We start from the raw sequence: 23,317 nt of genomic DNA on the forward strand, positions 1-23,317 counted from the left end.
TTGATGGGTACGCGGATTTAAATGGATTTAACTGATTTTTTATCTCTAACGTAGATTTAAGAAATTTTAAAAATTTATATAATTTTTCCAATCTGTGTTGCGAAATATTATAGGGCTTTCAATATTTTTTTATTAATATCTTTTATCAACTGCGGGCCTTCATAAATGAAACCCGTATATAATTGCACTAAACTCGCCCCAGCATTTAATTTTTCGATAGCATCATCAGCAGAATGAATACCTCCTACGCCTATAATCGGAAAGGATTTATTGCTTTTTTCAGATAAAAATCTAATCACTTCTGTGGATCGTTTTGTTAATGGTTTACCAGATAATCCGCCCATTTCTTCTTTATTTTCAGATGTTAATCCGTCACGAGAAATAGTGGTATTGGTGGCGATTACGCCTGCGATTTTAGTTTCGTTTACAATAGCAATAATATCTACTAATTGTTCGTTTGTTAAATCCGGTGCGATTTTTAAAAGAATTGGTTTTGTTTTAACTTTCGAATTATTCAAATCTTGTAAAGTCTGCAACAATTTTGTCAAAGGTTCTTTTTCTTGCAGTTCGCGTAAATTTGGTGTGTTTGGAGAACTCACATTGACTACAAAATAATCAACATAATCGTATAAAGCTTCAAAACAGATTTCGTAATCATTCGTTGCATCTTCGTTTGGTGTGATTTTATTTTTACCGATGTTTCCACCAATTAAAACGCCTTTATTTTCTTTTAATCTTGATATTGCTGCTTCCACTCCGCCATTATTAAATCCCATTCGGTTAATAATTGCCGAATCGGATTTTAAACGAAACAACCTTTTCTTTGGATTTCCGTCTTGTGGTTTTGGGGTTAGCGTTCCAATTTCAATAAAACCAAATCCGAAATCCGATAATTCATTGAATAATTTCGCGTCTTTATCAAATCCTGCTGCTAATCCAACTGGGTTTTTAAATTTCAATCCGAAAACTTCTCTTTCTAAACGTTTGTCTTCTACAACATAAATTGCTTTTATTATTGAAGTTACAAATGGAATTTTAGAGATGAATTTTACCAATGAAAAAGTAAAATAATGTACCTTTTCAGGATCGAAATAGAAAAGAATTGGACGTAAAAGTAATTTATACATAATGTGAATGTGTTGTTCTGCAAAAGTAATTTTTAATGACAGATTACACAAATAATAAAAAGCAAATATGAAATAAAAAGTACTTTTACTTCGGATTAGTAGCAATCACAAACTTCAAGTTATTCTTCACTCCTATTTGAAGTACATCCACTAAATCTTGCACTTGCAAATTAAACGGGATTCTAACTACAACGGTTTGTTCTTTATCTGTACCAATTTTGGCTAGCAATTCTTTTTCCAATTCTTCAAAACTGACAGGTTGTTTATCAATAAAAAACGCCTTGTCTTCCGTTACAGAAATACTTATAAATTGTTTGTTTGTTTTTTCGTTTGTTTTCGATTTTGGCAACGTCATTTTAATCACATTCGGATTTGCCAATGTTGAAATGATTAGAAAAAACAACAGCAAAAAGAACATGATATCACTCATTGATGAGGCATGAACTTCTGCATGAAAACGTCTGTTTCTTTTAATTGCCATTTGGTCGCTGAATTATGTTTACAAATTCTAATACTTGTTTTTGAACATTTAGCATAAAATGGTCAATTTTCCCATTTAATAAATGATAACCTGCATAAGCAATTAAACCTACGATAAGTCCAGCTCCTGAAGAAATCATTTTTTCGTATAATCCTCCAGAAATATTTCCGATACTAATATTTTCGGTAATAGAAATACTGTAGAAAATTTTAATTACACCCGAAATCGTTCCCACGAAACCTAAAGTAGGCGCCATACCAGCAATTAAACCTAATTGCCCCATTTTACGTTCCATCTCGCCTAATTCAATTTGAGCCATTCGCTCCATGTTCGATTCAATTTCAGAAATAGGTCTTCCGATTGTTAAAATCCCTTCTTTCACAACTCTTGCTGTCGCATTATTTACACGTTCTGCTGCGCCAACAGCTAAATTCATATTACCGCTATTTAAGTGCGTACGCACTTCTTTAAGCAGAAAATCGTCATTTTTTGTAGTTTTTGTGATGTATAAATACCTTTCCACTATTAAATAAATGGTATAAATCATCAAAATTAGAATTGGAATTAAGAAAAAACCACCTTTTAAAATAAATTCAAAAACCGATATTCCTTCGTTAGCAGTTGCTGTATTTGTATCTGCCACATTTGTTACAGCTTGTGCAACTGTATCAACAGAGGTTTGTAAAAAAAATCCGATCATATGTACTACTATTCTTAATTAATTTTTTGAAATTTGCACTAAAGATACATTTTTCTATAAAGTATAAAACTAAAAAAAGTAGATTTTATTTTACAGAAGATGAAATTTTTTATTAATACCTAAAAATGACCTATAAAGAATCCATAAATTGGCTATTTAGCCAACTACCCATGTTTCAAAACATAGGTGCATCCGCCTATAAAGAAGATTTAACCAATATCTTGTTGCTGACCAAACATTTACACAATCCTGAAATAAACTTCAAATCTATTCACGTAGCTGGTACGAATGGAAAAGGTTCAACAAGCAGCATGATCGCCTCTGTTTTTATGGAAGCTGGGTATAAAGTCGGTTTATATACTTCACCTCATTTAAAGGATTTCAGAGAACGAATTACCATAAATGGCAAGAAAATATCTAAAAATTATGTACATCAATTTATTTTAAATCATAAGTCGTTTTTTGAGAAAACCGAATTAAGTTTTTTTGAAATGACAGTTGGATTGGCCTACCAATATTTTTCAGAAAAAAAGGTAGATATTGCTATTATTGAGGTAGGAATGGGTGGCAGATTAGATGCTACAAATAGTATTACCCCCTTACTTTCTGTAATTACAAATATTGGAAAAGATCATACGCAATTTCTAGGCGATACTTTGGAAAAAATTGCCTTTGAAAAAGCAGGTATAATAAAGAAGAACATTCCAGTTATAATTGGAGAATATACTTCTGAAACAAAACCTGTTTTTTTAGAAGTAGCTAGAAAAAACAACTCAGAAATTTATTTTGCACAAGAAGAAACCCACCCTAATTATCCTTGTGGCCTTATGGGCGATTATCAAATGAAGAATAAAAAAACGGTTATTGAAGTATTTCGAAATTTGAAATCCAATTTCAAGATTTCAGAAGAAAATATAAAAAACGGAATTGCAAATGTAGTACTCAACACTCATTTACAAGGAAGATGGCAAATTTTGCAAGAAAATCCGAAAGTAATTTGCGACACTGCTCATAACGCGCACGGACTAGAAATAGTTATGAAGCAATTAAAAAAAGAATCATACAAAAAATTACATATTGTTTTAGGTGTGGTAAATGACAAAGATTTAGATACGATTTTACCATTATTCCCGAAAAATGCCAATTATTATTTTTGTAAACCAAAAAACCAACGTGGTTTAAATTCAAGTACACTTCAAGAAAAAGCGAAAACATACCAACTTATTGGAAACACATACACCTCTGTTTCAAAAGCTTACAAAGCAGCATTAGAAAAATCATCTGATGAAGATGTGATTTTTATTGGTGGGAGTAACTTCGTAGTTTCAGAAATAATTTAATTTTTTAGTTTTTTATTTGCAAATACCAAAAACAGATGTATATTTGCACTCGCATTACGAAAGTAGTGTGTTTTATTGGGGCAATTAGCTCAGCTGGTTCAGAGCACCTCGTTTACACCGAGGGGGTCGGGGGTTCGAACCCCTCATTGCCCACCATCCCGGACAGATTCAATTTTTTTTGAATCTGTCTTTTTTTTATCCTTTGCGAAGCACTGTTAATACTGGATATTTTTAAAAACAAAGGGTTAATATCTGCGGTTCGAACTTTTTTATTTTCAAATTGGAATTTTTTTGGAAATATCGAACCAATTAGTTTTCTTTTTTCTTCAATATCTGATATATTGTATTGATTTTCAATAGATTCCAACTTAATTAAGGTTGATTCATAGGTTTTAATAACTTGTTTTAAATCTTTATTTTCAATTTCCAAAGATTTTAATTCTTCATAAATTAAATTATATCTTTCCTTCGCAACTTTATATTCAGACTTTTCAATGTTTCCTTCAATATATAAATCTTGTAATCGAATTATTTTTTCTTCAATACTTTTTACTTTCTCATAATGCTTTGGACTAAGTTCAGTTTTTCCTGATTGTTTTATCAATGCTTCTTTAATCATTTCCATAAAAAGTTGTTGTATCGGCTTTTCTAAAGTAATTGATTTAAGAAAATCAGTAAACCAAAGATTTACATCTTCAAGGCGATATCTTTCATTACAGGGACTTATACAATGATAATAAGTATAATGCTTAGTCCTACCTTTAGAGGAACTGGCTGTTAAAGGAGTTTTGCAAATTGGACAAATTAAAAAACCTTTAAGTGGGAATTTTTCATTTACCTTTTTATGTGCTGTATGATAATCTTTACAGCGGTTATTTAAAATATCTTGTACTTTAAAAAATAGTTTTTTTGAAATAATTGGTTCATGAATCCCATTAACAACTGTCTCTTCTTCATCTTTATATCCTTTAATAAAAACACCACCATAATATAAATGATTTCTAAAAATAGAAGCTATAGCTGTCATACTACTTTTAAATCCTTTTGTTGTTAATTTATTAAAAACTTCTTTTTGATTATATATTCCAGTCGCTAAAAGTTCAAAACCTTCTTTGATATATTTAGCATCCTCATTAATTACTAAGAGTGGTTTTTTTGAAGCATCCATTCCGTTTGAATAGCCTCTAGGTGCATTTCCAACATATCGCCCCTCTTTAAAAGCTCTTCGCATTCCAGAAATTACATTTAATGAACGACGTTGATTTTCAACTTCTGGAATTGACAAATATACTGCCAACATTAAACCTTGCTCTGGTACTGTTAAATCCAAGGGCTGTTCAATTGCATTCACTTGAATAGCTAACTGATTAAAAACTCCAATCATTTGATATGATTCGGCAGTGTTTCTAGAAAACCTATCCCACTTAATGAATATCATTTGGTGAATATCCTTCTTGTTTCTTTTACAGAAATCCAATAACTTTTTAAATTCTGGACGCTTAAATGTTTTGGCTGAAAAATCTTCTCTAAAAATATGCAACACATTTAAATTATTGTTTTCACAATATGTCAATAATTTTTGCTCTTGGTCACGAAGTGAGTATCCTCTACCTGCTTGTTCATCGGTTGATACCCTAACATAAAGAATCACATTTTTCATTTTCAGTTAATTTTAATAAATTGGCAATCCAGACATCTTTAAACACTTCTAGCAATTGTATTATTTGCACTATTTCTTCGTCCGTGTACTTTTTTTCTTTGTTTTGATTTAATATTTGTTTTGCTTTTTCAAATTGCATTTTTCCTATATGAGAAAATAGAAGTAAGATATACTTGTATTGTCTTTTAGGCAGTTGTGTGCTAAGGGATACTTAGGACTTTTTTATAATTTCTTTTTTTGTATTCTTAATAATTAAATGCTGGTCATTGCGATAAGTAATTTCCAGTTGTTCATATTGTTTTAAACCCAATATCTTTTTTATTTCCTTGGCGTGCTGACCTCGTTTTTCTACCTCTGATTCATTTGTTATGGTTAAATCACCAGAATTATGCTTCACAATTGTAATTTTTTTCCAATTGTCTTGTTTTAATGCATCGAATATTTTCATTTCTTCATTGTTATATAGTCCAAATTCAAAATGAAACTTTTCGAGTTGTTCATTTTCTAGCAAACTTTCTAAGATAGTTACTAAAGAAATCGTAAAACAACTTTTATGATTGATAAATTTATTGAATTCCGACAAAAAATAGTTATTATCTTCAACTTCAAAATATTCGTTTCTTGAAAAAACATTTGTTTCTACCACTCCATTATCATCAACAGTTACCATAATATATTCTAAAGAACCTAATAAAACTCTACCTAAAGCACTTCCTAATTTAGTAAATACTAAAAACTTATCATAAGGACTCATAACATGATTGACAATATATTCCACATCAATTTGCAAAAGTTCTTCTGTTTGTTTTGCGTTAAAGTCTTTTGCTATTGAAACCAAAACATTTTCAAGGATTGCTTTATTATCAATAATTTTTTGACTGTCTAATTCAATAATTAATTGGTCTTTTATTGTTTTAATTGTTTTTAAATCTAGGTTGTATTTTCGAAATTCTACAATAATCATAAGCCATGTGGCATCCATTAAATTTAAAAACACTTTCTGCTTGGTATCGTCAGGTTCTGTGTTTTCAAATAATATATTCTCTTTTTTCCAATGAAAAAAAGTTCTAGAAGGCACACCTAATTTTATCAAAGGAATTTTTTTCTCTTTTATTTTGGCTAACGGATTAACTATCATAATTTATTTTTTATCCAACAAATGTAATCTTTTTATCTATTGAAACACAAATGTAACTAAAAAATAATATATTTGCAACATAAAATATGTATAATTATGAAAAGACCAATAAAGATATGCAAAAATCCTGATTGTCAAGATGAAATTTTAGAATACAAATCATCTAAAAGAGAATATTGTTCAGACTCCTGTAGAAATCAACATGGGCATAAAAGAAGAACAGAAGAAAATGCTGATACAATAGCATATAGTAAAGGTCAAAAAGTTAATTATAAACTTATAAAATTTTACAAAGATTGTAATATTCTAATTGAAGAATTGAGCAAATTTGAAAAAATGGGATTCAACACAAAATACCTTCCACCTCCAAAATTTTATTTAAAAGGAACTAAAAATATTCAATACTATCAAATTAAAGATATACAATTTGGATTAAATCCACAAAATACAAACCAAATAATAATTTATAAATAAACTAAAAAAAATGAAAGAAACCATCCTAACCTCCAGACAACAAATGTTGTCACCAGACCAATTATCATTCGAAATGGGTTTAATTCCAACACCTGAAAAAATGGAAATGAATAGAAAAGTGACATACTTTCTAATAGGAAGTGCAGTAACTATTGCTGTAGCAATTTCTATTTACAATATTTATTCAAACTACCAAGAGAAGAAAAAATATACTTACTATAATTAAGAAAAAAAATACAGTAAAATAATCAGTGATAATCGATTATCACTGATTATTGCTGGTTATGATTAATTTTAAGTAAAAAAAACAGGTAAACACTTATAAATGCTTATTATAAGCGATTAATTTTATTATTATTTTCTTTGATAAAACTAATCATTTTTGGGTAATTCTTAACGAAATCGAATTGAAATAAATAGTAAAAAAACAACAACAATTTATCTTACTTAAAATAAATAAATAATTGCTGTTTTTATTTAACTTTTTATTAAATTCTTCTTGTTAAAACTTAATATTTGTTGTCTTAGAAATCCACCAAACGTTAAAAATGAAATCACAATTACAAGCCTATTATTATAAAAAATTGACGAATCATTAGTTAGTGCAATTGCAAGAATTATAAAGTTTACTATTGTTATTAACAATAAAAAAATTAGAATTATTTTTCTCATAAATAAATTTTTAAGAACTAAATGTAATAAATTTTGCTCAAACTTTTAAAGTCAATTGAGTTTTCTAACTATTGTTGAAACAATATAGTAAATTATTCTTTAAGATATTTTTCTAATTCTTTAGCTAGTTTAATTTTTTGTGTAGGTCTAGGCGCATTATCATTTACTAAAATACCTTTCTTATTAAAAATTAAATATCTTGGTATTTCTTTTATTTGAATATTACTTAGGCTTTTACTATTTGAAGCTTGAACATATCCTGCAATAATGCAATTTCGATCAAGGATATTAAATTTTTTCGAAACTTCTTCCCACTTTTTTTTATCACCATCAATACTTAAAAAAACTACTTCGACATTTTTATTTTTGTATTTTTCTTTAACTTTTTTTGTATCTGGAATACTTTTCACACATGGCGCACACCAAGTTGCCCATATATCTACATAAACGACTTTGCCTTCAAATTCGTTTATTAAATCATCAAATTTATTAACATCATTTTTAAATGACATTAATAAAAAAATGCAACTAATGATTATCATTATTTTTTTCATCTTATTTTTTTATTAATTTAAAACCAAAATAATAATTTAACTTAACTTCATCGTCTAAGTGATAATACCAATTTGTAAACTGTCCATCACCTAATGACAATCTAGTAAAAGATTTAACTTTTGAATTGTTCTTTAGATAAATTGATTTAAAAGATAAATGAGCTTTTTTATTTTTTGTTAAATTAAAATAATAATTTGAGTCATATGATTTTATTACTATGCATAAACCATTTTTGTCGTAATCGATATAATATGGCAATTGAACAATAATTTTATCCTCATTTTTTTTTAAACAAACTACTATGTTTTCATTAAATATTTTATATAATGGCTCTTTCTTAATTGTATCAACTCTATATATATTAACTTCAAATGGGAGAAACTTATTACTATCATCATTATCATAAAACCCTTTTGCTGGATGAATTAATATTTCTTTAATAAAGTAATTAGAATATGTTTCTTCATATGGCTGAAATAAAGCAATTTCACTATTTGGAACTGTATTTATACTTTTTTGAAGATTTAAAAATGTAAAATTTGACATTTTGGGATAAACAAAAATTTCATTCTTTTTAATATTATTTGAAATCTCAATTTCTTGAATTAAATTATTATTTTTCACTAAATATATTATTGTATCATTAACTAAAGAAAATTCTTTATCTTTATAAGATAAATGATGAACTCTAATTTTAGCTTTTTTTGAATTTACTAAAGAAAATACTTCTCCATTACTCCCTGTTTGTGCAATAATTTTATTTTCAAAATAGATATTTGCACCCTCAATAGATTCAAAATTTATTGAATCTAAAACTTTAATATTTTGGCAAAGACAATAATTTGCAAAAAAACATAAACTTATTATTATTAATCTCATAAGTAAAATATATAAGTAACTTGAATTATTAAAAGCTATAATTATAATTATTTATTCTAAATAACATGGTCCTGTACCATATCCACAAGAACCTAAACCTATTCCCAAAAATGAAAGCAACATTTAAATTCACAAGAACTTGGAGAAACTTTTCCAATATTTTACAATACATTTTATTATCGTAAAGATATTTAATTTTTGATATTTTCTCATCCATTTCTTATTTTTTAACCTTACTTACATCCTTTCGAGACTTCACTTTTAGCGATAAAACTAAACCAAGGCTTTATAAATATTCACAAAACTTTAAATTGATAGAACTTTTTGATTTCAAATAAATGTCTTACCTGCCATTTCTTGACACCAATTTTGGCAGAAAAATTTTAGTTTATTATTTTTTAATTTGTTAATTCAACTTGAATATTTAAATCACAATTTTCATTTTTTTTCCACGAACCCTTTTCTGATAAATAATAATATTCATTCCCTTTTGATTCCATATTAGCACCTATGGAAGGTTCGTAATAAAACCATTCTTTGTTATATGTACCATATTGTTTATTTTGCTCTAATAATAAAAATTGTATGGATATAAAGAAACCTTTTTTTGGCACAGATAGCGAGAGATTACTCAAATCTATTGATGTTATGTGATTTCCTTTTTTAATGTTACTAATAATTATTTTATCTGTTATTAGAATGTTAGGTTGTTTATTATCATCTAGTGAGTAAATTTTGATTCCTACAATTCGATTAGAATTTGAGGCGAAAGTGGCGATTTTTAACTTATTAAAATAGCGTTGAATAGAATCATTTGTTAAGAAAACCTTACCAAGTTCAGCAATTTGCATTTCGTAAGTAGCAACTAATCCAGCATTTCTTATTTTGTAATTTCCATACTTTATTTTATTCTTTAAAAGCGGTTTTTTAATTACTACTTCCTCTATAATAATTTCATCAATATCTAAAAAAACAGAATCTCTTTCGGTATTTAAATATTGTGTCTTGTAACCAAAACAAGAAATTTCATATTTTGATTTAATTTCGCTTTCATTTATACAAAAGAAACCTAATGAATCTGAATTAACGAAGATTTTATTATCTTTCCATATATTCGCATAAGCTATTTTTGATTTAGATACGTTATCGAATATGGTAAAACATTTTTGACAAAACATCACTTCAGAAAATAAAAGAAAAATAAATAGTAACTTATGTTTGTATTTCATAGATTTAAAAATTAGTGATTCATTTCAACCGCAAATGAAGTGGTAAACTTTGTAACCGTTTGTTTTCCATTAAAGATAAAAAATTTGCGAAACGTTAACTTAACATAAAATCACCAATTAAAAGATTGGTGATTTTGAGCAATTTATTTTATGTAATAATTATTTTTATTCTAGATTTACACTTGTTTTTCAATTGACCACTCAGTTCTTTTTTATAAAACTCCTTCGTATATAGAAAATACAAATATTCTCTTGTGGAAGTAGGTGGATTTACCATTTCAGAAAAATAATAAATATCAGTATTATTCATTTTTTCAAGCTCAGAATTTTCAACTCTTTTATCGTTAATGAAAATTAAATACTTCTTTTCATTTTTAAATTTTTCAAAAATTTCTTTAGTTGGATTTTTCTTCTCAACTAGGTAAAACATATGAGTATGAAGATATCTTTGTTTTATTTTCAAATCTAAATCTTCATATTTTTTTGTAACATTTATGTTTCTTTTTTTATCAATGATGGTAATAATAATATTTTCATAAGCAAAATCTCTTTTTTGTCTTATTTTTTCATCTTCAACAAACGCCTCTTTATTGTCATTTACAAATACATTATAATCTTCTTTTCCGTTAACCCACCAAACAGCTGTATCTATTGGAGTTTTGTTCATGAATTTATCTTTCTTAATCGTTTCATAAGAAACCCAGGTTATTTTTATTGTATCGCCACTAAAATGAGTATGGTTCTTTTTTAAATTCTCATTAAAATACTCTTTGGTAAAAAGTGTATATTGGTATATTTGCCGAAAACGCTTAGAGCGAGGGTTTTGGTGAACAAAACTAGTAGCATAATAACTAAAATCAGTTCGTTTATATTTCTTGATTTCATCTTTAGTTTTTACTCTACCATTAATACAAACTGCTAAATCTTTAGTTTTCATTTTTTCAAATAAAGGTTCAGGAATTTCTTTCTCAATCATAATTTCTGGAATGTTACCCAAATATTTTCTTTTATCTTCTAAAGATAACTTTTCGTACAAGGTTACACTTTTTTTATTCGTTTTTTCATCACATATTTTCACCCAAACACCACTGTAATATGCGTCTCTAATCTTATCTTTATCTGTTGGAATTGTTTTTTCTGTTTCTAAATTTAAGGCTTTAGGTCTTTCTTGCGCTATAATTTCTATACAGAAAAAGTAAATTAAGCCTGCTAAGATTGGAAGAACTGCCACTTTTTTAAGTAGAGCTATTTTTTTTGAAGTGTTTTTTGTCATCATAAGTAACCGTTTTTTAGTGATTAAATAATTTAAATTGCTTGCTAAGTAAATTGTTGTATTGCTGTTGCTTTTATGTAACAATAAATTCTGATAATAGGGCACATTATTATATGTGGTTACAATTTCTTCATCGGCAAGAAATTCGTGGTTGAGTTGAATGGCTTTTTTATATAAATAGAAAAGCGGATGAAACCAAAATATGGCTTTCAAAAACTCAATAAGTAAAATATCTAAAGTATGTTTTTGGTTGACATGCACCATTTCGTGAGCAAATAATTCATCTTCAATATTTCTATTTTTAAAATCTTCGGAATTAACAAATATAAAATTCAAAAATGTGTGAGGAAGTATTTTTTCGTCTAACAAAATCAAATTCGCATTTTTATATTTTACACTTGGATTTATATTTGATTTTACAATTAGTTTGAAATAATTTTTACCAAATCGAAATAAAAAAATCAAGCTTATTAATATATAAATACTCCAAAATATATAGGGTAAATAATCTACAGACTCTTTAGCAGTAATTACTTTCTCAATTATCGGGTTTTGATTTAAAACTACCTCTGCTTTCTCAATATTTATTGGTTCATCATACTGAATCACTGGAGCAGTTTCAACAAATTCGATGAATTCAAAAGTGACAAATGGAATTATCAAAGAAATTAAAATAGATATTAAAAGATAAAATCTATTAAACTTATGGATTTTTTCTCGTTCTAATACCAAATAATAAAATCCAAGAAACACAATTAAACTAATAGCAGATTTTAATAAGAAGTCTATCATTTTTTCTTTTTTTGTAGTTAAAAATCAATTTTTCACAAAGCACTATTCTCTAAATAATGCTAAAATGTTTTTTGCGATTTCATCTTTCCCGCTTTCACTTGTAATATAGGCTTTGTCATTTACATTAGATAAATAGCCAACTTCTAGTAAAACAGCTGGACATTTTGAATTTTTAATAATATAAAGATTAGCATCTTTAACTCCGCCTTTGACTAAATTATTATTTGAAAGATTTTCAATTAATTGATTTGCTTTTTCTAACGACTTGTCATAAAACCCATTTTGACTAGAAATAAAAGCATTTACCCCTTTCTCATTAGGGTTTTTTGAAGCATTTAAATGTAATGAAATTAGCAAGTCAGGATTAATTTGATTTATTTTATTTACTCTATCGCTTAAACTGACAAAACTATCATCTTCACGAAGCAAAATAATTTTTAAATCTTCGCTACCATTTAATGCTTTAATTTTTTTTGCAATACTTTCTACAATTTTACTTTCAAGTTCTTCATCAATTTTTGCACCAGGATCTTTTCCACCATGACCCGCATCGATAACAATAATCATTTTTTCATTTTTAATAAGTTTTTTGTCTTTCATTTTACTTGAAAACATAACAATTGAATCTCCTCCATATCTACTTAACCATTTATCCATATTCTTAGCTTTATAGTATTTGTGAGTATAAAACGAATATTGAAAAGGTTGTGGATATTTTTTACTTCTAGCATTTTTTAAAATTACACTACCACAAAAACTTGCAAAATCTGAGGGCTTGTATGAATTTAATTTTGAGTTATTTACATTTACACCATCTATCCAAATAGCATAATTATTTACATTAAGAAAATCATTTATCTCTTTTTTTGTAGGTGACTTTTTTACAGTTGGCTCTTGACGAAACTTTAAGTACTGCAACTTTTCTAATTCTTCTTTAGTTAAATCTTGATATTTTTTTGAAAAAAGCAGATTTTTTACTGGCCATTTTTTGTTCTTATGTATATTTGGATTTACACCTTCATAATATACGCAGATAACATCTTTATAATATTCCTCGTCGGAAACTTTATAAGTTAAATATTTAACTTCACGCTCATTTGTACTAATTTGATTTATATTAGCCTTTACAGATTGCTTAACTTTAATAACTTTCTCTTGCGCTATAATTTCTATACAGAAAAAGTAAATTAAGCCTGCTAAGATTGGAAGAACTGCCACTTTTTTAAGTAGAGCTATTTTTTTTGAAGTGTTTTTTGTCATCATAAGTAACCGTTTTTTAGTGATTAAATAATTTAAATTGCTTGCTAAGTAAATTGTTGTATTGCTGTTGCTTTTATGTAACAATAAATTCTGATAATAGGGCACATTATTATATGTGGTTACAATTTCTTCATCGGCAAGAAATTCGTGGTTGAGTTGAATGGCTTTTTTATATAAATAGAAAAGCGGATGAAACCAAAATATGGCTTTCAAAAACTCAATAAGTAAAATATCTAAAGTATGTTTTTGGTTGACATGCACCATTTCGTGAGCAAATAATTCATCTTCAATATTTCTATTTTTAAAATCTTCGGAATTAACAAATATAAAATTCAAAAATGTGTGAGGAAGTATTTTTTCGTCTAACAAAATCAAATTCGCATTTTTATATTTTACACTTGGATTTATATTTGATTTTACAATTAGTTTGAAATAATTTTTACCAAATCGAAATAAAAAAATCAAGCTTATTAATATATAAATACTCCAAAATATATAGGGTAAATAATCTACAGACTCTTTAGCAGTAATTACTTTCTCAATTATCGGGTTTTGATTTAAAACTACCTCTGCTTTCTCAATATTTATTGGTTCATCATACTGAATCACTGGAGCAGTTTCAACAAATTCGATGAATTCAAAAGTGACAAATGGAATTATCAAAGAAATTAAAATAGATATTAAAAGATAAAATCTATTAAACTTATGGATTTTTTCTCGTTCTAATATCAAATAATAAAACCCAAGAAACACAATTAAACTAATAGTAGATTTTAATAAGAAGTCTATCATTTTTTCTTTTTTTGTAGTTCAACATCTATTATTTTTTTCAATTCTTCCAATTCAGAAGCTGTTAAATTGGTTTCCCTCGTAAAAAAAGAAGCAAATTGCGAAGAAGAATCATTGAAAAAATTTTTAATTAGTCCATTGACATGTTTTGAAAAATAATCTGTTTTTTTTACCAATGGATAATATTCTCTTGAATTTCCATACTCTTTATACGCCACGAATTTTTTATCAATCATTCGTTTTAAAAGAGTAGCAACGGTTGTAGTGGCTGGTTTTGGTTCTGGATAAACTTCTAATAAGTCTTTCATAAAAGCTTTTTCAAGCTTCCATAGATGCTCCATTAATTGTTCTTCAGTGTTTGATAACGTCATTTTTTCTACAAATTTAGAATTTACTCTACAAATGTAGAATAAAATTTTGATTCTACAAGCGTAGAATGAAAATTTAACATTTGCGATTAATTTATTTGGTTTAAGTTAGGGATTGAAGATGAAATACAATTTTTTAGGAAAGATTGAAACAAAAGCCGAATAAAATAAATAATTTATTTGTTTCATTAAGAATTTCCTTCATTATTATTAAATTTAAGTTGAATATAGTAGGAGAAAATTGAAATTGTTTTTTATTTATATAGCTTAATAATTACTTTTTCAAATTCTTCACTACTTGGCGAAGGAGCGTTGTTCATATAAATTTTGTTTGATTCATTCAAGATAACATATTTGGGTATTGAACTAATAGAAAAATAGGATGCTAAAACTGAATTTGCCTCTTCAGTAATAAGATATTGATTTTTTTCCATTCCAAACTTTTTTAATTCAGCAACTTTTCTTTTCCATTTTTCTTGGCTTTTGTCAATAGAAAAGTATAGAAATGTTATCTTCTTCTCTATTGCCAATTTATTTCTACTCTGATAACTTTTTTTTATCTCATTAATGCAAGGCGCACACCAACTCGCCCAAAAGTCAATTACTTTAATATCATTATTATTTAAGATTTCTTCCAGTGTAATACTATTCCCACCCACATCAATCAATCGAGATTTTAAAACGTTTTGAGGTAATTCTGTACCAAGAGCTTCTAACTTTTGTGTGATTAGCTCCAGTGCCTGTCTATATTTTTTCTCTTTAATTTGGGTTAAATTTTTAATTACTGATTTTCTTAAAAAATCTTGATTTTCCTGATTTACTCGTTTTTGATATTCTGAAAGTGTTTTGGTTATAGCATATTCTCTTGTCATTCCTGATAAATTTTTATCAATAATACTTAACTGAAATTCAAGTTTCTGTTTTGAATTAGCCTCAGAATTGTCATTTATAATTGAAAAGAAATGCAAATAATTAACTAAAGCCAGATAAAAATAGCTATTGTCTTCTTGGTCATTTCTATCAAATAATTTAAAATCAATTACCTCTAAATATTTTGGATTATTGCTCATCACTTCTTTGGGAATCATAAACCTATTAAGTGACCAATTTAAATATTCATATTTCAAAACCTCTTTTATTCTTTTTACAAACAAATGGGAACAAACATTGGTCTTTTCATATTCTTCTAAAAAAGCCATTCTCTTTTTGTGTATTAATTCAATACCTTCTTTGAATTTCCATATTCCTTCTTTTTCATTGTATAAAGGATAATTATAGCCTGAATAATTTAGTTTTGTAAAAAAATTATAGTGGGAAGCATTTTTACCCTCAAAAATGATAGAATTATTTTCTGCTAAATGATAATAAACAGAATCTCCAGGCTGAATGAAAATAAGCAATGGAGCGGTTTGTGGTTTTATGGAATAAAAACGAAATAATTTAGGCGTTGATAAAGTCAATTCAAAATCTAAATTCTCTGTCTCACTTTTAGACTTTATTTTTGAAAATTCATTAAAAAACTCGTTTTGAAACTCCTCCAAAATAACAGTGTTTAATATTTTATCTTTTTTATCTATTTGTATATGAATACTTTCTTTATTACCAGGCATGTAAAATCCCGGTATAATTAAAGCTAAGTAAATTATTGTAATTGAATTTAAAAGGAATTTCATAGTATTTATGTTTTTGCAATAGTTATTGCTTGTTAGTCCATTTTATGATTTTTGTCAATGCTTCATCTTCTATTTCGTACAAATGTTCAATATTTTCAGTTCCACTTTGTAAATAGTGATTTAAGCTTTTAATTTTCACAATTTCGATATACTTATTATTAAAACTACTTAGAAGTTCTGTTTCACTTTTTGCATCAACATATTTATCATTTTCTCCAATAATATATAATAGATTTGTTGTACACTTTTTATAAGCATTTTCTAAATCTTTTTTTATTAACTCTTTAGTTGAATAAAAATTTGCGTATGTAAATCTTTTATATCTCTTTTTTGTGTAACCTATCTCTTTTGATACTTTATGAATTTTTTTTACCAACTCTATATTTTCATCGGTTCTATTTTCAAAAATTACATTATTAATTTTATCCATTACATTTAATTTTTCTTCTAATGAATCATATATAAGTTCATTTTCAAATTTATTTACACTTGTTGTAAGTTGATATTTCAAAAAAGCACCTTTATTTTGAACAGGAGATGCCAATTGAATAAAAAAATCAGGAATTAAATTACTATCATCCAAACTAATTGTCACCATTCCTCCTAAGCTATGACCTAATAAGCCTATTTTTTTATCTTTAAGTAATTTGTTGTTTTTTAAATCTTTATAGACCGACTTCAAATCACTTATCATATCATTGACATTGTAAAAATATGTATTGAAATTTCCAGATGAAAAACCACATCCTCTTTCATCATATCGATAAACAGCGATATTATTTTCAAGTAATTTCGCCGTAAGTTTATAATGTGAATTTCTAGTGTCTTTTCCTGAACCTGGTACAATTATTACCACTTTTGTATAATTTGTTTTGGGTTCGACTAATGTTCCTCTTAAAATCACATTGTCATTTTTGTTTTCTGTTTCAAATTGAGTAAATATGTAGTTTTCAATACTATCAATTTGTTTTTCATAGGAATATATTTCTTGAGCTTTAATAAAATGTGTTATTAAAGTGAATATGATTATTAAGTATGTTTTCTTGTTTTTTCTCATAATTAATGTCAATGTTCTGCAGCTACACGAGGTGCAAGGCTTCGTGACTGAATATTTTCTAATTAAGTTAAAAGTTCAATGCGAAACAGCAATTCCACTAAATCCTAGCATCTTGTTTAACAACTGTTGTATTCAGAACTTTTATTCCCTCGGGATTGCTATTTCGTTTTCTTTGATATATAATAGACCATCAAAAACTTTTAACCACTTTCCGTTTTGACTTGTGTGTCCTAACATGATGCTATTAAATTTTTCTTCTAATTTTTTAGGATTATTTTTAGTTACTCCATTAAAATCTATAAATCCAAAATTATATTTTTGTTTTTCTAATTCAAATTCTAAAGATTCTTTTGGTGCTATAATTTTTGTTTCTTCAATGCCTTTAAGATTATAAGGCATTTTTGAAAAACCTTTAAATGAAGTAGTTGCTATACTATATACTTTATCAGAATATTTTTTCTTAACATGTTCGCCGAAAACTTTTAATTTAGAATACATATTTGGGTCACCGTCCGAAAAAGTCACTTCTCTTAGGTTTTTTGCTCCATGAAAGTTGGCAAGCCAAACTATAATTTTAGCCTTTGGATTTCTTTCTTTAAAGTAGATTAAATTCCTTGCCATTTGATGGTCTCTAGTATTAACATAATAAGCTGTTTCTTCATCTTCATTACTAAAAGTATTAGGATTGAAATTCATCTTAACATGAGTAATAAGATTTTCTACCATTTGTGTGAAAAAGTTATCTTTGAAATAAATAAATTCATTTTCTTTAATAAAATTTTCTAATTGTAATGTAAGATAATCAAATTCTTCAATAGATAATGCTGATTTATTTGTGTTGATTTTTTCTAAAATTGGAGCTAATTTGAGCAATTCATTTTTGTTTAAATCTGCCCAATTACTTTTTTCTAGTTCATTTTTGATAAAACTAGTGTTTATCATCGCAGTAATATTTTCGTAAGGTTCTATTCCTACAAATGAAATTTTGCTATTTTTAATGAAATTTTCAAAAGGTATTAATTGTTTGGCTGGGTTCCATGGATTCCAAAAGTTATACCATTCTTTATCGAAGTTGTCTGTTAAATTATTTTTTAATGTACTTCGTCCATTAATATATTCCATTTGAAGAAAATCCATTCCTTCGAAAGCTATCGTATTAAATCCTTTTTCTTCTATTAAATATTTTACTAATTCGGTTTTTACTTCAAAGGTTTTCCCTTCTCCATGTGCTGCTTCACCAAGAAGTATTATTTCTTTATTATTAATTAACTTATTCAAATTGCTAAAGTTATTAGGTATTCCATTTACAGATTTTAATTCTATCATTTTATTTGATAGCTCTGTCGTTATTTTTCTACTACAGGAAATAAATAAAATAGAAATAAATAATAAATTCGTTTTTTTCATTTTCGTTTTTTTTGGTATAGCATACAACGTTTAGCAGCAACACGAAGTGCAAGGCTTCGTGTCTGGATATTTTCTATTTAAGATAAATGTAATGCGAAACGGTAATTCCACTAAATCCTTGCATATTGTGTAACTGCTGTTGGCAGATAGCCATAATATTTAATAATTTATGTGAAATTCATTAATTTGATTTGAAATAATTGGAATTTGAGAAATATTTTCAGTTAAAATACCATTCTTTGTATAAGACCAACTAATTGTACAAGGTTTATTTTCTTCAACATTATAATTCACAATCGAATTTATGTTTGTGCCTTTCCAAAAAGTACTATTTTGGTAAATTCCTGGTTGTGATTCATAAGTCTCATTCGGATTTCCAAAATTTTGGAAGTTTAACAACGAAACATTACCAAGCCATTGACTGAGATAAAAACCACCTGTATCATTAGAATTAAAAGGATTAGTATTATTAATATAAATTTTTAATTTTTCAAGCTTCGTTAGTGGAATGATGATGTTATTGCTTTTACTTACTTCATAACCAGTATCAGAAGAATTATAGTTATCCGTGTTTTCAACAAATATTGATACTAGTACATTAGAACTATTTTCTGACTTTAAAGTAATATTGAAATTTCCATTACTATCAGTTATTGCTTCTTTACTGTCAATTTCTGACCAATAGGACCAATTTGATTCAGGTGAATTTAATATTTTTGTTTTAACATGTAACTTTGCGTTAGCAATTGAATTATTTGTGGATTGATAAATAACTTTTCCATTTATGTTTATGTAGTTTTCATCATCTTTACTACAACTTAAATTGATAATAATTATCGAGAAAATAAGGATAATTTTTTTCATTTATTTTTCTTTTTTAAGGTTTTTAAATATGGTTTCTGCCAACAACAAAGAATTATTGAAATGAAATAGGTTTAATTGATTTTGGTATTTTTACAATATGAAAAGTTTGGGCTACATCGGCACTAATGCCATTAATTAAATATTGTACCGTTACTACTCTATTTGTTTGGGTTTCTACAATACTTGTAATATCAACAGTTGAAGTACTATTTGAAATTGGATTTCTAAATACTGCAACAACATCAAAGAGAATAAAATTGATATTTGTTTCTGTAAAATTATTAGAAACATTATTTATGGAATTCATTGTTGCTAAAAGTGCAATCCATTGTGTTTGATTAGAAATTAAAGTATTTTGAAGTGGAATATTTGGGTTTGAAATACTTCCTTTTCCAATAAGTGTTGACGCTATTGGTGTATCAACATTAATAGTAGATTGGTTATTGTCATTATTAGTACAAGATGATAATCCCAAAAAAAGAGTAAATAACAATAAAAAAGATTTTTTGAACTTAAACATAATTTTAATTTTTTAAAAGTTAATTGTTAATTTTAATTGACGATACATAAATTTATTCTCAATTTTATTTTAGTAAGTTTCAAAGTAAACCTATGGATAAAGTATTGCAAACTACAATTAGTCGTTAGGTTTTTTTAAAATCTATAACCAATTCTCAAGTGTAAATTAAGAGCAGCATCGCTTTTGTTTTCTTGCTTAGCAAAAATATATCGGTAGCCAAGTCCAATTCCGGTTTCATAGTTAAAATGTTTTCCAATATTTCTTCTTATTCCCCAGGTGGGTATAATAGAAACATCATTAACAATATTAAGATTGTCATAATTTGAAATTACAAACCAATCTGGATGATAAGTTGTTTTAAGTGAAATAAAATTTCCGCTATTTCCATCTATTCTTTTCGATTTGCTTACCCTTTTATTCAGATTGTAATACAATCTTGGTTCAACTATTATAACTGGAGTGATAAAAAATCCTATTTTATCATAAAAATTACCGGCCCAAATATTACTATTTAACCCAATTTCACTTCGTAATGCAATTTGATTAGTTAGTTTCGTTTCGTTGTGCACCCAAATATCAAATAAACTTGTTTGAATACCAAAAACAGATTTTTCCACACTTGCGTCTTGTGCTTTTGAAAAAAATGTAAATAAACAAATTGATAAAGTAATTATCATTTTAGTTGAAACTCTCATTCTTAAAAATTTATTTTTATTAGGTTTTAATTTTTACTCAGTTTTCTGTTGTAATTCAATTCTAATTTTAATTATTTATTGCTTTTATTTTGAAGTGCAACTGTACAATGATAAATCATAAGGTATGTAAATTGAAAAACTTCATTAGTCGTGGAATTTTTTTACACCAGCTCTAATTTCAATATTTAAATCATTTTCTAAAGGTACTTTTGGACAAGAATACTTGAAGTTATATGCACAATATGGATTGTAAGACTTATTAAAATCAATAGTTATAGTATCCCCTTTTGGGATTTTTAGGTCAATATATTTTCCGCCAATATAACTTTCATTACCCGAACTCAAATCTGAAAAAGGTAAAAATAAATAATCTTTGTATTCCTCTAATTTCGAAAGTTCGATATTTTTATAAATATTGAGTTTGAATGTTGAACCTTCGATATCAAAATACGCTACGCCATATTTTACATACATAGGTTTTCTGTCGGTCGAAGTTTTCATTTCGAATGGTTTTTCATCTTCGGTTCTAATGAATTTTGCCACAACAAAAAACTTTTCATTTATGGGATAAAAATCTAAAGACTTAAACGTCGATATATCTTCTTCCATCAACGGACTTGTCTTTGGATTTGCATATTCAGTGTTCAATTCATTTTGAAATTTTTCGACGGCTGCAAGATTGAATTTTTCTTGGCTAAAGGCAAAATTAAATAGTAAAAATAAAATTAATAAACTTAAAGTGTGTTTTTTCATAGTTATTGTTTTTAATAATTTTTATTTAAGAACTATTGTTGAGTTAGCGTGTATTTATCACCATTTGATTTTGTCAATATTAGAATATTTCCATTCATATTGTAGTTCCACTCTCCGTCTAAAATTAAAGACCAATCAAAATCTGCAGTCCAAGCGCAATTACTATCAAAAGTTATTGTGTTGCCTGAAATCAAATAGGTCCCGTTACAAAGTGCTGGGTATTTTTGAGTTGCGCTTTGTCCATTAAATGAACCATCCAATAAATTCAATTGAACACTTGAACTAATTCCATTTCGTTCAAAAATTCCGGTGTAATTTCCATTGGTATTTGGCGAATTCATAACTTCTTCGCTTTTGTTACAACTAACTGTAATAATTAGTAATGTCAAGAAAAAATAAATTTTTGTTTTCATATGTAAATATTTATTGTTTTTTAAGATCATATGGTATCGCTTTATTTCATTGGTGTTTGCAAGCAAACGAGTTTTTTTATGGCGATTTCATAAGATAATTTTTTAATATTACTGTAAACTCTTTTATATGCTAAAATCTAAATTAGCATCATATTTTAACTTTAAGATTAGCTTAAGTTTAGAATCTATTTACTCATTTTTGTTTAATATAATTTTATTCTATACAATATCATTACAAACATAACTAGTTTAAAGATAGTATTTTATACGTATTAATACTTATTATAGTTACGAGAAACTATATGATATTTGTATGACTTAATAAACTAAAATACGGGTGCAAGTTAAGGTTTTGAAAAATGTGATTTTACGGTTTTAAAAACTATTAATTACGGTTTTGTTAAATACAAAAAGTAATGGCTTTCTCTATTTATTTTAGATTTACATAATTTATTGATTTAAAGTAGCAACATTAATGTCAAATCTACCATCTGTAACTTGAATAATTTCAGAAGGGATATTTTTGTTATACAATGTACAGTTAAAAATTCCAGAATATATTCCATTTAAATAATCAAACCGTGTTATTTTAATTTCACCAGCATTTGTTCCTGACCAGTAAGTTTTGTAAATACCATTTTCTTTAATTCCTGCAATTATTTGATTATTATTAGGGCCATCAATATATAATTCTCCATTAGATTGATTGACATCATAATTGCCAATACCGTTTTGCATATTTCTAATATACAATATCATACCTGCGCCATTTGAATCTTTCTTATTGGCAATTTCTAATTGCCAATAATCATCTCCAATAATTGGAGCATTAAAATTATTACCTGCACTAATATTTAATCCATATAGAGCTGGACCACCAAATGATTGCGCACCATTTTTAGGTATTAGAACTTTTCCATTAATAATACATCCAGCTGTGTTGGCGCCAATTTTGGTGATTGGAGGTAATTGGTCAATTTCCGTTTTTGGTTTATCATTATCTTTATTGCAACAGCTTAAAGTGAAAGTTGTTAATAGTAGTAAAATTATATTTTTATTAAATATTGTCAAGAAATTGTTCATAAAAGTTTTGCTATTAAATTGATTTTAAATTTATATAAAAAATATTTATACACATATACGTGTTTATAAGTATTATTAAGAATAAGTTTAATTAACAAATTTAATAATTACGTAA

General features: G+C 26.8%; 24 protein-coding genes and 1 tRNA gene. 4 read left to right on the forward strand and 21 right to left on the reverse strand.

Features of this window, described 5'->3' with window-relative positions; all coding sequences use genetic code 11:
* Positions 1-107: 107 nt before the first annotated feature.
* The 3 genes from ABWP60_RS03765 to ABWP60_RS03775 form a co-directional block, all read right to left on the reverse strand.
* Complete coding sequence (locus tag ABWP60_RS03765; protein WP_353148708.1) at positions 108-1,127, reverse strand: quinone-dependent dihydroorotate dehydrogenase; 1,020 nt, start codon at positions 1,125-1,127, stop codon at positions 108-110.
* An 85-nt stretch (positions 1,128-1,212) separates the two neighbouring features.
* Complete coding sequence (locus ABWP60_RS03770) at positions 1,213-1,608, reverse strand: ExbD/TolR family protein (protein WP_353148711.1); 396 nt, start codon at positions 1,606-1,608, stop codon at positions 1,213-1,215.
* Positions 1,598-2,308: a MotA/TolQ/ExbB proton channel family protein gene (locus ABWP60_RS03775; protein WP_502904804.1), complete on the reverse strand. Its 711-nt coding sequence runs from the start codon at positions 2,306-2,308 to the stop codon at positions 1,598-1,600. The genes ABWP60_RS03770 and ABWP60_RS03775 overlap by 11 nt, the downstream gene beginning before the upstream one ends.
* Positions 2,309-2,433: 125 nt before the next feature.
* On the opposite strand from ABWP60_RS03775, the gene ABWP60_RS03780 reads away from it, so the two are divergent.
* Positions 2,434-3,648, forward strand: a complete 1,215-nt coding sequence (locus ABWP60_RS03780; RefSeq protein WP_353148714.1) for a bifunctional folylpolyglutamate synthase/dihydrofolate synthase — start codon at positions 2,434-2,436, stop codon at positions 3,646-3,648.
* Between the two features lie 78 nt (positions 3,649-3,726).
* Positions 3,727-3,804, forward strand: a tRNA-Val gene (locus tag ABWP60_RS03785).
* Here the strand turns inward: ABWP60_RS03785 and ABWP60_RS03790 are convergent.
* The 3 genes from ABWP60_RS03790 to ABWP60_RS03800 all read right to left on the reverse strand — a co-directional run bounded on the left by ABWP60_RS03790 (position 3,761) and on the right by ABWP60_RS03800 (position 6,446).
* A complete protein-coding gene (locus tag ABWP60_RS03790) occupies positions 3,761-5,308 on the reverse strand; it encodes a recombinase family protein (protein WP_353148881.1) in 1,548 nt (515 codons plus the stop codon). The two genes, ABWP60_RS03785 and ABWP60_RS03790, sit on opposite strands and share 44 nt — an antisense overlap.
* The gene (locus tag ABWP60_RS03795; protein WP_353148717.1) at positions 5,283-5,447 is read right to left on the reverse strand and encodes a hypothetical protein; all 165 of its coding nucleotides are present in this window, start codon (positions 5,445-5,447) and stop codon (positions 5,283-5,285) included. Before ABWP60_RS03795 ends, ABWP60_RS03790 begins: the two co-directional genes overlap by 26 nt.
* Before the next feature lie 72 nt (positions 5,448-5,519).
* Positions 5,520-6,446: a hypothetical protein gene (locus ABWP60_RS03800; RefSeq protein ID WP_353148719.1), complete on the reverse strand. Its 927-nt coding sequence runs from the start codon at positions 6,444-6,446 to the stop codon at positions 5,520-5,522.
* 96 nt (positions 6,447-6,542) lie between these two features.
* Between ABWP60_RS03800 and ABWP60_RS03805 the strand changes: the two genes are divergently transcribed.
* Both ABWP60_RS03805 and ABWP60_RS03810 read left to right on the forward strand, forming a co-directional pair.
* On the forward strand, positions 6,543-6,920 hold the full coding sequence (locus ABWP60_RS03805; protein ID WP_353148721.1) for a hypothetical protein: 378 nt from the start codon (positions 6,543-6,545) through the stop codon (positions 6,918-6,920).
* A gap of 10 nt (positions 6,921-6,930) precedes the next feature.
* Complete coding sequence (locus tag ABWP60_RS03810; protein WP_353148724.1) at positions 6,931-7,146, forward strand: hypothetical protein; 216 nt, start codon at positions 6,931-6,933, stop codon at positions 7,144-7,146.
* Between the two features lie 538 nt (positions 7,147-7,684).
* On the opposite strand, the gene ABWP60_RS03815 is transcribed toward ABWP60_RS03810, so the two are convergent.
* The 15 genes from ABWP60_RS03815 to ABWP60_RS03885 all read right to left on the reverse strand — a co-directional run bounded on the left by ABWP60_RS03815 (position 7,685) and on the right by ABWP60_RS03885 (position 23,202).
* Complete coding sequence (locus ABWP60_RS03815) at positions 7,685-8,146, reverse strand: thioredoxin-like domain-containing protein (RefSeq protein ID WP_353148727.1); 462 nt, start codon at positions 8,144-8,146, stop codon at positions 7,685-7,687.
* 1 nt (position 8,147) lies between these two features.
* A complete protein-coding gene (locus tag ABWP60_RS03820; protein ID WP_353148730.1) occupies positions 8,148-9,026 on the reverse strand; it encodes a peptidase associated/transthyretin-like domain-containing protein in 879 nt (292 codons plus the stop codon).
* Between the two features lie 398 nt (positions 9,027-9,424).
* Entirely contained in the window at positions 9,425-10,255 is an 831-nt protein-coding gene (locus ABWP60_RS03825) for a peptidase associated/transthyretin-like domain-containing protein (protein ID WP_353148732.1), read from the reverse strand.
* A 148-nt stretch (positions 10,256-10,403) separates the two neighbouring features.
* Positions 10,404-12,320 (reverse strand): M56 family metallopeptidase, encoded by a 1,917-nt coding sequence (locus tag ABWP60_RS03830; protein ID WP_353148735.1) that lies wholly within the window; start codon positions 12,318-12,320, stop codon positions 10,404-10,406.
* Positions 12,321-12,362: 42 nt separating this feature from the next.
* Positions 12,363-14,372 (reverse strand): N-acetylmuramoyl-L-alanine amidase, encoded by a 2,010-nt coding sequence (locus ABWP60_RS03835; RefSeq protein WP_353148738.1) that lies wholly within the window; start codon positions 14,370-14,372, stop codon positions 12,363-12,365.
* On the reverse strand, positions 14,369-14,740 hold the full coding sequence (locus ABWP60_RS03840) for a BlaI/MecI/CopY family transcriptional regulator (protein ID WP_353078116.1): 372 nt from the start codon (positions 14,738-14,740) through the stop codon (positions 14,369-14,371). The genes ABWP60_RS03835 and ABWP60_RS03840 overlap by 4 nt, the downstream gene beginning before the upstream one ends.
* 251 nt (positions 14,741-14,991) lie before the next feature.
* Positions 14,992-16,347, reverse strand: a complete 1,356-nt coding sequence (locus tag ABWP60_RS03845; protein WP_353148741.1) for a TlpA family protein disulfide reductase — start codon at positions 16,345-16,347, stop codon at positions 14,992-14,994.
* An 85-nt stretch (positions 16,348-16,432) separates the two neighbouring features.
* Entirely contained in the window at positions 16,433-17,467 is a 1,035-nt protein-coding gene (locus ABWP60_RS03850) for an alpha/beta hydrolase (RefSeq protein WP_353148744.1), read from the reverse strand.
* A gap of 141 nt (positions 17,468-17,608) precedes the next feature.
* Complete coding sequence (locus ABWP60_RS03855; RefSeq protein WP_353148747.1) at positions 17,609-18,874, reverse strand: erythromycin esterase family protein; 1,266 nt, start codon at positions 18,872-18,874, stop codon at positions 17,609-17,611.
* Positions 18,875-19,033: 159 nt separating this feature from the next.
* Complete coding sequence (locus ABWP60_RS03860) at positions 19,034-19,738, reverse strand: hypothetical protein (RefSeq protein ID WP_353148749.1); 705 nt, start codon at positions 19,736-19,738, stop codon at positions 19,034-19,036.
* 52 nt (positions 19,739-19,790) lie between these two features.
* Positions 19,791-20,258, reverse strand: a complete 468-nt coding sequence (locus tag ABWP60_RS03865) for a hypothetical protein (RefSeq protein WP_353148752.1) — start codon at positions 20,256-20,258, stop codon at positions 19,791-19,793.
* A 134-nt stretch (positions 20,259-20,392) separates the two neighbouring features.
* Positions 20,393-20,953, reverse strand: coding sequence for a hypothetical protein (locus ABWP60_RS03870; RefSeq protein ID WP_353148754.1), 561 nt, complete (start codon positions 20,951-20,953; stop codon positions 20,393-20,395).
* Positions 20,954-21,097: 144 nt separating this feature from the next.
* Positions 21,098-21,706, reverse strand: coding sequence for a DUF1684 domain-containing protein (locus ABWP60_RS03875; protein WP_353148756.1), 609 nt, complete (start codon positions 21,704-21,706; stop codon positions 21,098-21,100).
* Between the two features lie 32 nt (positions 21,707-21,738).
* Positions 21,739-22,119: a hypothetical protein gene (locus ABWP60_RS03880; RefSeq protein WP_353148758.1), complete on the reverse strand. Its 381-nt coding sequence runs from the start codon at positions 22,117-22,119 to the stop codon at positions 21,739-21,741.
* A 450-nt stretch (positions 22,120-22,569) separates the two neighbouring features.
* Positions 22,570-23,202 (reverse strand): Riean_0653 family protein, encoded by a 633-nt coding sequence (locus ABWP60_RS03885; RefSeq protein WP_353148760.1) that lies wholly within the window; start codon positions 23,200-23,202, stop codon positions 22,570-22,572.
* Positions 23,203-23,317: the final 115 nt, after the last annotated feature.

The organism is Flavobacterium sp., from assembly GCF_040402895.1.
Taxonomy (GTDB): domain Bacteria; phylum Bacteroidota; class Bacteroidia; order Flavobacteriales; family Flavobacteriaceae; genus Flavobacterium.